Source organism: Halocatena halophila, from assembly GCA_027563145.1.
Classification (GTDB): domain Archaea; phylum Halobacteriota; class Halobacteria; order Halobacteriales; family Haloarculaceae; genus Halocatena; species Halocatena halophila.
The window spans coordinates 1,954,256-1,967,888 of record CP071306.1 but is presented as its reverse complement, the minus strand read 5'-3'; the positions used below and the strand labels follow the sequence as shown (position 1 = coordinate 1,967,888).

Genomic DNA, 13,633 nt, shown 5'->3' with positions numbered 1-13,633 from the left:
ATTAGAAATACGCCTCCAGAGAATTTTGATGCTGTCCTTTCAGTGCTGCATTGATATCAACACCAACAGAGTCAAGGATATTTTCCAATGGGTTCACGATCAAAGTCTGGGTCATTTTTCCAGCATCAATCGTAATATCGTCGAGGATCGGTTGTAGATCACTCCCATCTTCATATCCGATTACATCAATCTCTTCATCCACAGCTTCGCTGTAGAACGGCTGTATATAGCATCGCATTGGCTTATCCCCGTTCCCGTAATTCGTACCCAGCAATTCGTTAGAATAACGAGCACCACGAACGCGGGGCATATCAGTTTCGTAATTATCGAGTGCCTTTCCAATACCGCTTGGAATACCAATCGTCTCCCAATCTGGGTCGTCTGGATCGAGTTTCAGCGCCGCTTCGTGAACGATCTCGTTACATCGTCCGGGTTCTCCGTCGAGAATAGCTTTGATGCAACCCTTTTCAGTATCTCGGGTAAGACGAGAAGCATCGGATCGTTTCGCTGCCGATCCCTTTATCGTCGTCTTTGGATCCGCAACTACGTCATCCATATCCATTCCCTCTTTCCAGGTTGCTCGATAAGCGTACTTCTTCTTCTTGCCATACTGGAAAAAGCGAGGCGTGTACATCTCTGGGCCGAGCGTCCACCGACATTCCTCAGCTGGTATCCCCATGCCTTCGGCAACGTCAGGATACACCTCTGTTTCCAGTCGATCACAGATCTTATGTGCATACTCAACACACTGTTGTTGATCCCATTCTGAAGGAAATTTAATATAGTTGGAATCAGTATCTCCGTATACCACAGTTCCTTCAGTCTCGTTTTCAACAAACTCAGCAGTTGCTTTAATTACTTTCTGACCAGCTAATGTAATTGCCTCAGCTGTTTCACGGTCATACAAAACAAATCTATCCCAACCGATAACTCCATAAATAGAATTAACAATTACCTTTGCCGCCATATATTGAATATCATATTTTTTGTACAATTCATCGTTTCCATTAGCAGCAGCTTCAGACTTCAACTCATCAAATTCTCGCTTGAGATTAATAGCTTCTTCAACAATCGATTTAAATAAACCAACTTTTTCCAACGAGAAAGAGACTCCATTGGGTGCAAAAGAAGCATATCCGGGCTTTGCATTCCCATTCTCGTCGTACATATGCTCTTCAGCATCGTTAAGGGAAGTTTTCATTTCCGGGCTGGCATTAAGCATATACATCGTCCACGGATATAGAGAATCAATATCTATACAAACTACATTCTCAGCGACTCCATTATATGGCTCAAATACATACGCTCCCTCATACCCTTCGGCATCTTCTGGATCAGCAGTTGGAGCAACCTCACCTCTCTCTTTTAGCTTACGGCGTACCATCATCTCGATGAAGTCGGAGCTGTTGAGCGTATCTTCGAAATTAATCCCAACTTGTTTTCGGAGTGTATCACGGAATCCGATCACGTCCCCCTTCTCGTTAATCCTAACAGTTAAATCAGTATCTCGGGCGTTGTAGTTAATGAACTTCGTTGGATCTTCTTGCCACAGTTCGTAGAATCCACGGTCATGTTCAATCTTCGACTCACCGAGTTCCTCGTTGGCGACGTAGTTGAGCGAGTACGACCGAAGGTTACCCCACGAGTTTTTCTTATACGCCTCAAGAATATCATAGACCGACCGACCAGCTACCTCGGCATTGCCTTTATAGTTCAATCCAGCATCTGCCAGTGGCGATAGGCGATCAGGATTAACGCCGATCTTCTCCATTCGAGTAATGATGTATGGAGCGTCGAAATCATCCATGTTCCAACCCGTCAGGATATCTGGATTGTGTTCACTCACCCAGCAGGCAAACCGTATCAACATCCGGCGTTCGTCAGGCTCGAAATGAAGCTTGTCAACCTCTTCTGGTTTCCCCTCAGGAAAGGCTTCATTCACTTCCCGACCATCAAGATCGATGAAGCCCACAATTTCATCCTCGAAACTGTCGTGGGCAACAATCGATGTAATCCTACGTTCACCAGCCTCGGGGAACTCACCACGGTCGTCTACCTCGATATCGAGTGTACAAACCCTTGGGGTAACGTCGGGAAAATCCCCCTCGACGGGGTTGATATTGTCAGGCGACGATTTCGATGTGAAACCGGAATCAAGAAGCTTCCCGTCAACAGCAATCGCGTCCTTCAGGCCTGTCTCAATCCGAAACCGATTCTCGACCGAAACATCAGCGCCGAACGTTTGGTGGAATAATTTTTTTGCACTACGAATGTTCCTGGGCTCCTCAACTGTGACCTTCATGAGCTCGCAATCGGTGCAGAACCCATCCCGATCAGACTCCTCGATCGATATAATACCGTTCGACCCAATCAACGAATGAACATCACCAATCTCCGATTTTGGGACAAAGAAGAACGGGGAGTAATCTTCTACCACAACTTCCTTTCTTTCATTATCGTTATCTCGACCGAATAAGTGAATGTCTGTGCCATCTTCACACGATGCTTCAACTTTTGTAACAAGAAACTCTTCTGTACTCATAGTTTGTTTTAGTTATCTTTCCAACTGTACATCACCACAAAAAGAGAGGCCACTACCACGGAATCGAACCGTGCTGTACCTACCAAGAGTAGTAGCAGGAGATATTGAACGATAGAAACAACAAGAACGTCAGTACAACCAGACTGTTACATCACACTGAGGGCAACGCTTCGAGGCAGTGTGTCCATCTCCATATGTTCTTAAATTAGTCTCACAAGTATTACATTCATAATTTCCATCATCAGGATCATATCTCGATGGGCTATAACCATATCTTTCTTCTTCAACCCAATCATCAGGTAGTTTCATTATTCAGCTTTGCAATTGAGTACAGGCTTCAAGCGGTCTACGATAGTAGCAGTTGGTTCAATCGCTTCTTCGATAACCTCAGTTGATTTGTATGCCATCGGAGATTCATCGAGCGTTTCTTTTCCCACAGATGTAGAGAAGATACCATCCATTTCCCGTGCAAATTCACCAGCAGACAACTCGTTAAAGGCTCGTGTTCGACTCATGATCCGACCAGCGCCGTGTGGAGCCGAGTTATTCCAGTCGGGATTACCCTTACCTTCAACGAGAAGGGTTCCGTCGCGCATGTTGAATGGAATGACCGCCTTCTGGTTTTCATGCGCCTGGATTGCACCCTTTCGGATAACCATATCATCAAAGTCGATATAATTGTGAGTCGAAGAGATGATAGATTTTCCAATAACACCCTCCTCAAATGTATCAAGTTCTGTGGAAATAGAATCAAGTATCATTTTTCGATTTTTCATAGCATACCATTGGGCGAACACCATATCAGCGAGGTATCCATCCATCTCTTCTCCTTCAAGATAATCAAGGTCGGTATTCCGGTCTTGATCAGGCCCTTCTACTTTTCGGCGGTTAATCTCATGCTTGATATCTTCGCCGTCGAAGTTTTCACGAATCGCTTCGTAATCAATCTCAACAGCCGCTTTCTCGTCCATTATATCAGTTGCTCTATTCTGCCAATACTGAGCAATAGAAAGGCCAAGCCCACGGGAACCGGAGTGAACAACAAGCCAATAGTCACCGGTGGTCTCAGATTGAGCAACCTCAATAAAATGATTACCACCGCCGAGTGTGCCGAGCGACTGATTGGCCCGCTTCTCGTCGTATCCAACCCTGTCTAAGAGATTGTTATAATACTCTGGACTGAGTTCAATATCTATATCCATCAAGTAGATTCTTTGATTTAAAGACACCCATGGCGCAATACTCTCAATATCAACGTCTGTATCGTCGTGAACATTAAACCGAATGGAACAACGTCACGAATCGTCTCATCGAGCTCGCGCAGATCATTGGGGATCTCAGAACCGATGTTAATAGCGTCAACACCACACCCGATATCGACGCCAATCGTGTTCGGAATGATCTTATCCCCAACCGGCATTGTGAACCCGATCACAGCGCCAGCTCCAGCGTGAGCGTCGGGCATAATTTTTACTGGCTCTGTAAACGCCTCGTGGTTGATTAGCTCCTGTATTTGCTCAAGACAATAGTTATCTACTTCTTCCGCTATTACTGTCGCGTCGGTATATTTTCCGTTAAGTTTCATTATTATTAATGAATATATTTATTATCGATGTGCAATTCTATGCCTTCCATTGGTGCCGGACAGTCTACTTTATCAGCAATGTTCTTTCGTTTTCTCATCAATTCACAACTACCATGTTTACACCACTTACTATCATCACTGAATAGATGACCGTTGATTTCTTCATACTCAGTCTCCTTTCCAAGCGCACGTTTTAGAAAGAATTGTGCAGGATTTCGATCAGACAGTCTCTCCAATGCCCGTTCTACGTCAGCTCGTTCTTCATCATTCATTTGTATACAGTCAACGTCTCATTTTCTCCACTAAGCGTATCTGGAGAGGCTCGACCAGCTATATACGACTCAAGTGAACAACCTCGTGAACACGGTATCTCAGTCCACTCAGCCATCTCTTTCTTACTCGATCCGTGGGAATCATCCCCTTCTTGCTGCACCAATCGTTCGTCAAAAACTGTGAATGTCTCATTACGATCTTCGTAGAAGATTAATTGGCAGTCGTTGTTTACGGCCCACTCAACGATTACCGTCATAAATGATGCCAACCCCTTGTACGAATACTCTTTTGCAACGAGAACGTAGCCACGGCCATCTCGATCCAGTTCAGCGCCGATCGTTCCGTTTGGATCATTGATTCCTTGCACAATTTCAAATTCCCCGTTTGTGCGGCGATACAACTCTTGTGCAGCTGATTTTACCAACGTCACCTAATGTACTGAAATAGGAATCGAACCTAATAGCTGATTAGGCTATTCACCAGAATCAGTAGTTAAATCTATCAATCGGAAACTTTCTTCGGTTAAGATTGGCAATTACCGATTTAAACAGGCTAATCGCAATAAAAACAATAACGCCAATCCATGGTGCAATAACTTCAAATCCAATTAACGCAAGGATAACCCACAATATTATCTCAATAGTCAATAGTGTGCCTATGAACGATACATCCATCTTATAAGCGATGTACTTTTCGTCTAACATTTTAACTTAGTCCGAGTTTATATTTGGCGTAATTAACCGAATCGTAACTACAGTTAAGATGAGCTGCTATTTCACCGTGGCTACAGCCATTAGCAACCATTTTCCGCACTGTATCACCGTGCCGTAATGGTTCACCCCACGAGCTGGAACAAATCCGGTAGTAAGAACACTCTTCATCGTCAGCTTCGCCCCATTTACACAACGGTTGTTCATCTGTTTCAAGATATACATGATCTTCCTCAATCGCAGTCTCAATGTCACCCATCGTTTGCAGCAGATCGGAACGACGAGAACGGGACGGAGTAGAAACAATCAGATCGTCGTTTTTCGGATAGTAGCCAGCGACAGCAGTTATATTATATTCATCTCCAAAGAGCATTGTATAGAATTCGCCCTGGAGATAGATGCCGTCGTCTCGATACTGCTCATCAGGCGTTTTTCCAGTCTTATGATCGACAATCACTTTTCCAGTGTCGAGCAACCCTGGAATCGAATCAGCATGGTAGATCACATCGACGTAGCCCATAGCTGGGATTGGATCATTGCCTTGATCAAGCGGGTCCTCAACCCACCCTTCAGCCTCAACCTCCACCGGCAGCCATGTCTCGATGCTCGATGCCTCTTCAAGTCGCCGGGCTTCAAACCGCAAGAAGTTGCTGATGAACGGCTCGACGTACGGTTGCCACCGCTTATAATCCGGCAAGAATTGTTGCAATTGCCCAACGGTTGGTGGGATTACGTACGTACTGACGTAATGGCTCACGTTGTGATAATAGTCCTCGATAGTTTCATGAATAGCTGTCCCACGTCGCATTGGATACGTCTCAGGCTCTTTATAGCCCTTGAGGTAGCTATACTCGAACTGCCGAGGACATTTCACATATTTAAGCACTCGACTCTTCGAGTGATATGGGTACTTCTCGTCGGATTCACGTAATTTTTCTACGCGATTGCTTTGGTCTGGCATAAACTATTCTGTTTTGTGTAGAGTGACAAATATTACAATAAAGGTTAGACAAAATGAGCCAAAGATAATAGGAGAAAGAAAGTATAATGCCAACAAAAGAAAAAATAATGGCAGAAGAATCATCGTTATAGCCAGAGATTCAAAAAGTAACTCTTCTAACTTATATTGTCTCATTCAGTTTCACCTTCAAGTGCCGCTACGTGTTCGGTGATTTCAACCACAGTAAGGCCATTGCTGGTCATCTCAAACGAAAGTATACATTTGCCCTCATCCTGGGCTTTCATTCCAGCGCGACCGATCAACTGGAGTACGGCCTTTAGCCCATCTACCGATTCAATTTCGTCAATAACCTCTGGGTCAATATCACTCATTGTCTATCTCTTCTTCTTCTATTACAGCAAATTTATCCCCACAATTGGTACACCCATGTACATAAAATGTTTGAATCTTCTCATTTACGAAGAGATTACCACCAAAACTAACATCTTCAGCAATTGTTTTGGAGAAAATATTTTGACCGTCAAATAGTCCCTCGAAACCGCACGATGGGCACGTTAGATTACTATCTGCACTCATTGTCTATCACAATTTCCTTCGCGGAGAAGGTCAATAAACGCGCGAACACCAGCACGAGCGTCAGTATCCGTTACACCAGTTGAGACATGGCGTAATGTGTGGTCAAATAGCTCACGCCTTGCGCTAATGATATCACCATCCGTATACTTGGCAACGGCACTCTCATCAGTAGTATATGTCTGACTGAATATATTTTTATCACAGGGATATAATTCACCTTCAACACCACGGATGAGAATATCACCACGCTCGGCTTCCATTGTTCCTTCCATCGTTTCGACCTCGAATGACATCATCAAAGGAACAGCTTGCACCTTGACTGGCTTCTTCCATGCGTCATCCCAACTAAATCTTTCAGGGTCAAATTCTATGCCGTTTATTGTTAGTTTTCTTTTACTCATTGTCTATCACCAGTGGACATTTTATTACGAATCAAAGTATGTCCCTTTTCTCCAGAAGAGATCTGATTTCCATGATACGCATACCCACAAACGTCAGAGTAATCGTCTTGATTATACGATCCGTCCTTTGCTCGCGCAATTTTAAGTAAGATCATCAAGTCGGCCACTTCCTTTGGGGAAATACGCCTTTCAAGATAGTCAGACCAGAAGGCTGCAATTGTGTCGAAGTTATCTTCCGCTCCATGCTTCTCAGTTCGTTCATAAATCGCTTCAGCCGCCTTCTCGAAGATTTCAGGAATCTCTTCACTCATTGATAAGCACAAACCGCCGCAATTGTTCACAGTTCGGACATTGACCCGTCCAGTTCGTTTCTCGTCGGTCAGTATAATGTGTCTGACAATGATTACAGACGAATTCGTTCATTAGTTATCGTCTATATTTTGCATTTTTAGTCGCGCTATCCGACCATGTTGGGTTAATCTCCTACTATCGTTATCGAACCACACTCGATTATCAGGATGTGTCATCGGATTTGTGACGCCTTCATATTTCGCCACCTCGTCGCTAAGTGTTGAATCGACCCAGAGCTTAACTCGACCATAAGCACCGAATAGCCATCCATCAACAAGCTCGCTTTCCGAATCAAAACCAACCACTTGTACTTTCTCTTCCGTTGCCTGGACCGCATCAGCAACATCAGTTAGCTTCTCAACATCTTCATCGGTTTTCAGTAGGATAGTCATCTCCTGATGTTTAGTGCCCCGCAAGCGCAGCTTGCGGGATTTCACCAACAAAAGGAGATAGAACTAACGTGAAGGGAGAGAGTTGAAAGTACTCAGGTCAACTTGATCTTCAACAGTATCCATAAGACAGCCATATTTATTTTTTAAGTTACCACCAGTACTATTTCTGTTCATCTCAGCCATATCAATAGCCTGTAGTAAATTATATGTCTCATTCACCCCGAGTCGAAGCGTCACCACACGATCGTCCAAGCTATCACTCATCGTCATCACCATGCTGCCAACAAGATTCATCGGGAGTGTCTACCTCTCTCGAACACGCTTTTCCATTATTGCGTTCATAATCACAATAGTACGTCTCCCCCTTATCGTCTTCAGGGAGTCTCACCAGGACATTGACCCCACGGGATAGTCCCTTCGGTGACGGATCAACATGCACGATCTCTCCATGAACAGTAATTTTATCATTTCTACCGAAATGATGGTATTGCTTTTGGTACGTAGTCATGGTCTTCGAGCTCGCTGATTGTCGCCTTGTTCAATTCGCTTCGAAACCGATCGGACCAGTTTAAGTGCCTCGTCAATTCGCTCAATTTCTTCTTCATCGTTTGTTTCGCCACGTCGAATGAGAATTTCAGTAGCCACATCACCTGACCATTGTTTCATTTTGTCAAGCATTGTGTGGAACTCCTGAGTTTGCTGCACGAGTTCGTCAAGCTGTTCATCGTCACTGTTCGTCTCATCGTCACTGTTGGTGTTGTTATCAGTCATAAGAATAACCAGAAGGGGCTATTGTACGTCCGGTTCCGGTTCGGTCGCTACAGACATCCCGTTATATACATCATAGCTAATTGGCTCTGCACCACCAGAAATAACCACGCCACAATTATCGTTAACACAACAAACATCGCCTCGTTCGTCATACCGCCCGATACTATCGCATTCAGGGCAAACTGCGGTTGAACATTGGACTTCTTTTATCAGCGTTTTTGGCCCGTAAATTCCCTTTGTAACTTCCCATGCAATTTCGTATCGCTGTGGATCTCCCACACACTTCTCATCTACGTCATCGCGGGTCACCAGGAATACATCTCCGCTATCTCCCCCCGGTGGTTTAGCGTATGAGTCTGATTTAATATCTGTAACTTCAACATAGTCCGCGCGACATTGCGTGTTATTCATCTAAGTGTCAACAAGTGAACAAACTCACTTTGGTTGGTTATTTGGCAATCAACATACCCATCCACTCATCCGATAGTTGCAATATACGAGTGGTTTACGCCCGATATTGCTTGATTGTGGTAGGCATACTATATTCTATATCTGTATATTATAAGTCTTCTCTATTATAACATTGCCTAACTATATGGAAAATTAATTGAAGTATACGAATTCTGACCATGCGAGTGGCTCTTTGTCCGTAGCACCGTGAACAATTCCAGCTGGACGACTTTTTGCAATTCCCAACGAGTTTGCGTAATCGCCAGACGGCTCAAGCGCCCCACCCATGACCACCGGCCGCCCCGCAATCGGCTCGATCTTAACTTCGTGGTAATGGCCCCGATAGGCAATATCCCACGGCTTGTTGTCTGGACTACTATCCATAGCGTCTATAAACCAAGTTTTCCACCTATCTTTGCCAGAACTTGTGCCAATATGTTCAAGCGAATCCTGGCCGTGTCGGATATATCCCCGATGATTCCTGAGATTGAACGCCGTCGAATTCGTATCCTCGTTCTGGATGAACGTTACGTTATCAATATCTGACTGCTCAATGGCAATATTGACCATTAGGAACATGAGATCGTCGGCGTTGGCTCCAGACGACTGGCCGCCCATCCGAAGTTCGCCGTGATTCCCGTGTTGGGTAATGACCGTCACCTGGGGAAACGCGGCAGCAAGCCTACTGATCGATTCAACGTAAATGCGGGCCGCTCGATCAACCTGCTCATCCAACGATTCATCAATATTGTGTGGCTGGCCCTCATAGATCGTTTCGTTAGTAACGTGATCACCGTCAAGGATCAGGTACGCACCATCGAACGTTGTGCCCATCTCTTGGCGTTTGTGTTTGATAGATAGCCCACGGTTGAAGTACCGACGAACGTAGTTCTCAGCGATGTCAGAGTTGAAGATCTCCTTCCCGTTCTGGTTGGTTTCAACCTGTCCAAAGTGATCGTCACTCCGGAAAAAGACCATACTCTCATTGCCTGGCTCAATCTCCTGATTACGATTCAGACCAGAATTAGCTGGAAGGGACAGTTCATTTGCTCGGTCCGTCAACTCCCGTTCGAGCTCGATTAGATGTGACTTTGCCGAGTTTGTGATGGATTGTTTTGTTCCTGATGACACTCTCGTCTTAACTGATCCTCCATCAGCTGCTACTTTTCCCCCTGGTTTCGAGTGGAGGAAATATTCGTTATCCTCGTTCTGGTCTATCACGTATCCATGCTCCCGAAGCCTGCTCACCGCATCATACACGCCGCTATAACTCTTATAATCGAGTTCATCTGCCAGTTCAGGTGTTGTAGCTGGCAAATGCGATACTACTCGCTCAAGTGTTTTGGTTGGTGCCATTAAAATTGCAATCAACAATCGGTTGCTTCGCTATTCAACAAGATACACTGTCTCAGAATCTGCCTTCAATAAAATAATTCTCATAGCACCACTTAATAGTTTCCATTTTTATTTGATGTATCTCTCATCTCATTATCGAATAGTAATCTCCGCGAATAATTTTGTCATAATGTTTTTCGCAAAGATGGATTGGTTCAGATAACTGCATATACTCTTGAACGGCGTCTCTCTCACACCGCTCGTCATATACATTTCCAGCCTTTGCTGTTCCATATTCACATTGCATATTTAGTGCTCATCGTACAGGTAGCAATCGCTTCCGATACAGAACTGGTACGCTTGATCCCATATCGTCTCACAAGCAACCGGATCATACTGTCGTCCGATGTACTGGTGAATTTGTTGTTTCGTATACGCCTCATCGAAATCGCTGTGTTGACTGAAATAATCAACCATCGTCTCGATTGGCACGTTGCGGTTAGTCATTTCAGTAATGACCTTCATTTCCATCAAGTGCGACGCCGAGCCGTGCTCGAAGGCATCATCACGATTGATGAACGTCTCTATGCACGGTCTATCGGAGAACATGAATGGTAGGTCATCAACGCCGACTGCACCATTAGACTGGCGTCTATACTCCTCGATAACGTCTGTATCATACCGTGATTCCCCCACTGTTCGCGTATTCGTTGTCGATGCCGTCCGAACAGCGATTGCAACACGATCATGGGCACGACGAGAAGGGGTTGGCATCATTTCTTCTGTGACCTCCCGACGGGATTTCGTGAGCTCGATATAATCTGCTGGAGTGATTTTCTCCAACTCACTCAAAGTTACTGGTACACAATACCGGGGTTCACCGGCTCTATCTGTCGCCCCACTATGGATAGTGTTGGGAACTCGCCGCATCCGGGCCATATCAGCAGACGAGATATCGACGTACTCATCAATGTCCCCAATGCCTGTTGCTGATTCCATCGCTGTAACAAGATTCGACGCATAGTCACTCAATCCAGCCTTAAATTGCTCCAGATATCCATTCGAGGCAGCCACTGGTGGAAAGGACACGTCAAGATGAACGCCCTTATTGCCCGATAGAGAAGCTTGCCACGCGCACGCGTTATCTGTTTTACTGATTACCCCCGCAATCTTTCGAACACGAACGAGCAGCCGACTCATGGCAATTTCCCACCGACTCTCCCGGTCGGGAACATCGAAGTCGATGAACAACCGATCAACCCGTGGAACATAGCCATCCGACGAATGGCCCCGTGGGAATGAATACGTCGAGATAAACGGAAAATCACCTGAGTCCTTCTGTGCCGTCCCTATGAGTGCTGCGGCTTGAGTTGGCGAGATTGCTGTCTGTTGGTGTTTTCCGACTCGTCGAGGATATGTCGATGCTACCAGCCGCAATGAGTTTCTTAGGTTTTCATAGTCCATTTCATTCGTCTTCCGAAAAGAACAAATTATAAATATCCTTCAATTCAGTTGGTGAAAGTTTCACGCTCTTAGTCCATCCAGAACCCTCACTCACACCAATGTCACTTTCAGTGATAACAATATATTCGGGAATTTGTGGCTCCAAATCAGAATCCGCAAAAATACCAGTGAAATTATTTTCTTCGATATCAGCCGAAACTCTATGTCCGATAATCCTTTCGTTGCTATATTTTTTATTTGAGTTCATTGTAGGGTTCCACCAGTTAGTTCCATGTTATCTGAGTCGTCACTGTCCTTGTTCTCGTCGTCTTCACTGTCGGTACCGAACATCGGCTCGTCAAAAACATCGGCCACAGCTTCCGTCTGACTGTCTACAGCCTCCTGGAGAGAGGCGTCTTCGGTGATATCGAGCTCCTCACCAGTGAATGGGTCAGTGACGAATGTCCCCGTCCCTTCACAATACCGTTCAACGTACTCATCAGCGACTTCATCAGAGACACCGTCGATATTATACACAACTTCCTTTGCTTCCTCAACAATTGCCTCGTAATCGAGGCCAACTTCAAAGTTAGTAATTGATGCGAATGGAGATAGCGAGAAGCTGTGTGGACTCGAACTCTTATCGACACGAACGTATCCCTTCTCGCGCATCGAATCCAGCGACCGTCGAATATCGCGGTCATTAATATTATATCCAGCTTCACGGAGTCCCATCTGGATATCTGCCTTGTCGCACATACTTTTCGATTCTCTAAGATACCGAAGCACGGCCTGATCCTCATCGGTAAGATTCAGCGACGAGAGAATCATCCGCTCACCGAGAATTTTCATCCCGTACCAGATATCGGTCGGCGTTGTAAGCATCTTCAGCCCCCGACCAGTATCAATCGTCATCCGATCAGCATGATTGAACAGCGTTGTCGTGCCGATGAACTCTACGAAGCGATCAACATCAAAACGAGCTTCGGGAAAGTCAGTTGGCATCATTTTTTGTTTGCCAATCTCGATAGCTGCTGGATTGACAATCTTATTATTAGGATGATCATTGAATTTTTCAACGGGAATATCACTAAGATACTGCCGTACCTCAGCTTTCTCTACCGCATCAACTTCCTTCTCAACCTGATCAGCATGCTCACGAAGCTTTCGCATGACAACTCGCTCTGTCTGTTGCTTTGAAGAATCAACAGACAACATCAATGCCCGTTTAAGCATTTCCGGATAGTCGTTCAGATCCACGTTCTCATTGTCAAGCGCGATCGTTGCAGTCGTTGTTCGTGGACAACTAAGCGTCTGTAGCTTAGTTTCTTCACCTTCCGGTGCCGAAATATCTGTTACATCACGCTCGGCATCTTTCCCTTCACCGAACGCCTTTAGGATCTTCTCCTGATGTTCCTGGACACGGGCCAAATCACCAAAATACTGAACTGGATAGCCATTAATTTCATCAGCATTGTAGAACGGAGCCGTCGGGCTTTCACCGGTCGGCCACTCGTACACGTAATCATCTTTGTAAAGATCAATCGCCGCCTCCATAATCGCATCTTTACCAGATCGGCTTACTCCGTATAGAATAATGAGTTTCCCACGAAGCATACCCAGCACAATTGTTAGAATGTTCTCTTCCTCGCCAACAAGCCCCGAATCCCGCACTATCTGTAGTATCGTGTGGAAATCTGGGGTATCAACATCTGGGCCAGCCGTCTGATACAAATCTATTGATTCGTTAGCGTTATCATCGGGTTCAGTTGTCGTTTCAGTACTTGTGTCGTCGCTGTCGTTGTTGTCTTCGTTAAAGTATGACATGTGTTTACTGTTAGAA

At 45.2% G+C, this 13,633-nt stretch carries 18 protein-coding genes; all 18 read right to left on the bottom strand.

What is annotated here, in order from left to right; all coding sequences use genetic code 11:
* Position 1: 1 nt before the first annotated feature.
* A complete protein-coding gene (locus JXQ78_RS10505; protein ID WP_330630713.1) occupies positions 2–2,542 on the bottom strand; it encodes a DNA-directed DNA polymerase in 2,541 nt (846 codons plus the stop codon).
* A gap of 308 nt (positions 2,543–2,850) precedes the next feature.
* The gene (locus JXQ78_RS10500) at positions 2,851–3,744 is read right to left on the bottom strand and encodes an RtcB family protein (RefSeq protein ID WP_330630712.1); all 894 of its coding nucleotides are present in this window, start codon (positions 3,742–3,744) and stop codon (positions 2,851–2,853) included.
* Between the two features lie 17 nt (positions 3,745–3,761).
* Positions 3,762–4,127 (bottom strand): RtcB family protein, encoded by a 366-nt coding sequence (locus tag JXQ78_RS10495; protein WP_330630711.1) that lies wholly within the window; start codon positions 4,125–4,127, stop codon positions 3,762–3,764.
* A 5-nt stretch (positions 4,128–4,132) separates the two neighbouring features.
* Positions 4,133–4,399, bottom strand: a complete 267-nt coding sequence (locus tag JXQ78_RS10490; protein WP_330630710.1) for a hypothetical protein — start codon at positions 4,397–4,399, stop codon at positions 4,133–4,135.
* Positions 4,396–4,830 carry a hypothetical protein gene (locus JXQ78_RS10485; protein ID WP_330630709.1) on the bottom strand — a complete coding sequence of 145 codons (435 nt, stop codon included), beginning with the start codon at positions 4,828–4,830 and terminating at the stop codon, positions 4,396–4,398. The genes JXQ78_RS10490 and JXQ78_RS10485 overlap by 4 nt, the downstream gene beginning before the upstream one ends.
* Before the next feature lie 275 nt (positions 4,831–5,105).
* The gene (locus JXQ78_RS10480; protein WP_330630708.1) at positions 5,106–6,071 is read right to left on the bottom strand and encodes a PD-(D/E)XK nuclease family protein; all 966 of its coding nucleotides are present in this window, start codon (positions 6,069–6,071) and stop codon (positions 5,106–5,108) included.
* Positions 6,072–6,241: 170 nt separating this feature from the next.
* Positions 6,242–6,442, bottom strand: coding sequence for a hypothetical protein (locus JXQ78_RS10475; RefSeq protein WP_330630707.1), 201 nt, complete (start codon positions 6,440–6,442; stop codon positions 6,242–6,244).
* The gene (locus JXQ78_RS10470) at positions 6,435–6,647 is read right to left on the bottom strand and encodes a hypothetical protein (RefSeq protein ID WP_330630706.1); all 213 of its coding nucleotides are present in this window, start codon (positions 6,645–6,647) and stop codon (positions 6,435–6,437) included. The genes JXQ78_RS10475 and JXQ78_RS10470 overlap by 8 nt, the downstream gene beginning before the upstream one ends.
* Positions 6,644–7,048, bottom strand: coding sequence for a hypothetical protein (locus JXQ78_RS10465; protein ID WP_330630705.1), 405 nt, complete (start codon positions 7,046–7,048; stop codon positions 6,644–6,646). The genes JXQ78_RS10470 and JXQ78_RS10465 overlap by 4 nt, the downstream gene beginning before the upstream one ends.
* On the bottom strand, positions 7,045–7,359 hold the full coding sequence (locus JXQ78_RS10460; RefSeq protein ID WP_330630704.1) for a DUF6378 domain-containing protein: 315 nt from the start codon (positions 7,357–7,359) through the stop codon (positions 7,045–7,047). Before JXQ78_RS10460 ends, JXQ78_RS10465 begins: the two co-directional genes overlap by 4 nt.
* 111 nt (positions 7,360–7,470) lie before the next feature.
* On the bottom strand, positions 7,471–7,836 hold the full coding sequence (locus JXQ78_RS10455; protein WP_330630703.1) for a hypothetical protein: 366 nt from the start codon (positions 7,834–7,836) through the stop codon (positions 7,471–7,473).
* A gap of 18 nt (positions 7,837–7,854) precedes the next feature.
* Positions 7,855–8,055, bottom strand: coding sequence for a hypothetical protein (locus tag JXQ78_RS10450; RefSeq protein WP_330630702.1), 201 nt, complete (start codon positions 8,053–8,055; stop codon positions 7,855–7,857).
* 240 nt (positions 8,056–8,295) lie between these two features.
* Entirely contained in the window at positions 8,296–8,562 is a 267-nt protein-coding gene (locus tag JXQ78_RS10445) for a hypothetical protein (protein ID WP_330630701.1), read from the bottom strand.
* 18 nt (positions 8,563–8,580) lie between these two features.
* Positions 8,581–8,973, bottom strand: coding sequence for a hypothetical protein (locus JXQ78_RS10440; RefSeq protein WP_330630700.1), 393 nt, complete (start codon positions 8,971–8,973; stop codon positions 8,581–8,583).
* Positions 8,974–9,165: 192 nt separating this feature from the next.
* On the bottom strand, positions 9,166–10,386 hold the full coding sequence (locus JXQ78_RS10435) for a hypothetical protein (protein ID WP_330630699.1): 1,221 nt from the start codon (positions 10,384–10,386) through the stop codon (positions 9,166–9,168).
* 270 nt (positions 10,387–10,656) lie between these two features.
* Positions 10,657–11,547: a hypothetical protein gene (locus JXQ78_RS10430; RefSeq protein WP_330630698.1), complete on the bottom strand. Its 891-nt coding sequence runs from the start codon at positions 11,545–11,547 to the stop codon at positions 10,657–10,659.
* Positions 11,548–11,812: 265 nt separating this feature from the next.
* A complete protein-coding gene (locus JXQ78_RS10425) occupies positions 11,813–12,058 on the bottom strand; it encodes a hypothetical protein (RefSeq protein WP_330630697.1) in 246 nt (81 codons plus the stop codon).
* On the bottom strand, positions 12,055–13,617 hold the full coding sequence (locus JXQ78_RS10420) for a hypothetical protein (protein ID WP_330630696.1): 1,563 nt from the start codon (positions 13,615–13,617) through the stop codon (positions 12,055–12,057). Before JXQ78_RS10420 ends, JXQ78_RS10425 begins: the two co-directional genes overlap by 4 nt.
* Positions 13,618–13,633: the final 16 nt, after the last annotated feature.

Bases quoted from the DNA above. Each gene is read 5' to 3' on its own strand.
- JXQ78_RS10490 (WP_330630710.1), bottom strand. From the start codon at position 4,399: ATGAATGATGAAGAACGAGCTGACGTAGAACGGGCATTGGAGAGACTG.
- JXQ78_RS10460 (WP_330630704.1), bottom strand. From the start codon at position 7,359: ATGAGTGAAGAGATTCCTGAAATCTTCGAGAAGGCGGCTGAAGCGATT.
- JXQ78_RS10440 (WP_330630700.1), bottom strand. From the start codon at position 8,973: ATGAATAACACGCAATGTCGCGCGGACTATGTTGAAGTTACAGATATT.
- JXQ78_RS10480 (WP_330630708.1), bottom strand. From the start codon at position 6,071: ATGCCAGACCAAAGCAATCGCGTAGAAAAATTACGTGAATCCGACGAG.
- JXQ78_RS10420 (WP_330630696.1), bottom strand. From the start codon at position 13,617: ATGTCATACTTTAACGAAGACAACAACGACAGCGACGACACAAGTACT.
- JXQ78_RS10445 (WP_330630701.1), bottom strand. From the start codon at position 8,562: ATGACTGATAACAACACCAACAGTGACGATGAGACGAACAGTGACGAT.
- JXQ78_RS10475 (WP_330630707.1), bottom strand. From the start codon at position 6,442: ATGAGTGATATTGACCCAGAGGTTATTGACGAAATTGAATCGGTAGAT.
- JXQ78_RS10470 (WP_330630706.1), bottom strand. From the start codon at position 6,647: ATGAGTGCAGATAGTAATCTAACGTGCCCATCGTGCGGTTTCGAGGGA.
- JXQ78_RS10425 (WP_330630697.1), bottom strand. From the start codon at position 12,058: ATGAACTCAAATAAAAAATATAGCAACGAAAGGATTATCGGACATAGA.
- JXQ78_RS10465 (WP_330630705.1), bottom strand. From the start codon at position 7,048: ATGAGTAAAAGAAAACTAACAATAAACGGCATAGAATTTGACCCTGAA.
- JXQ78_RS10500 (WP_330630712.1), bottom strand. From the start codon at position 3,744: ATGGATATAGATATTGAACTCAGTCCAGAGTATTATAACAATCTCTTA.
- JXQ78_RS10495 (WP_330630711.1), bottom strand. From the start codon at position 4,127: ATGAAACTTAACGGAAAATATACCGACGCGACAGTAATAGCGGAAGAA.
- JXQ78_RS10450 (WP_330630702.1), bottom strand. From the start codon at position 8,055: ATGAGTGATAGCTTGGACGATCGTGTGGTGACGCTTCGACTCGGGGTG.
- JXQ78_RS10430 (WP_330630698.1), bottom strand. From the start codon at position 11,547: ATGAGTCGGCTGCTCGTTCGTGTTCGAAAGATTGCGGGGGTAATCAGT.
- JXQ78_RS10505 (WP_330630713.1), bottom strand. From the start codon at position 2,542: ATGAGTACAGAAGAGTTTCTTGTTACAAAAGTTGAAGCATCGTGTGAA.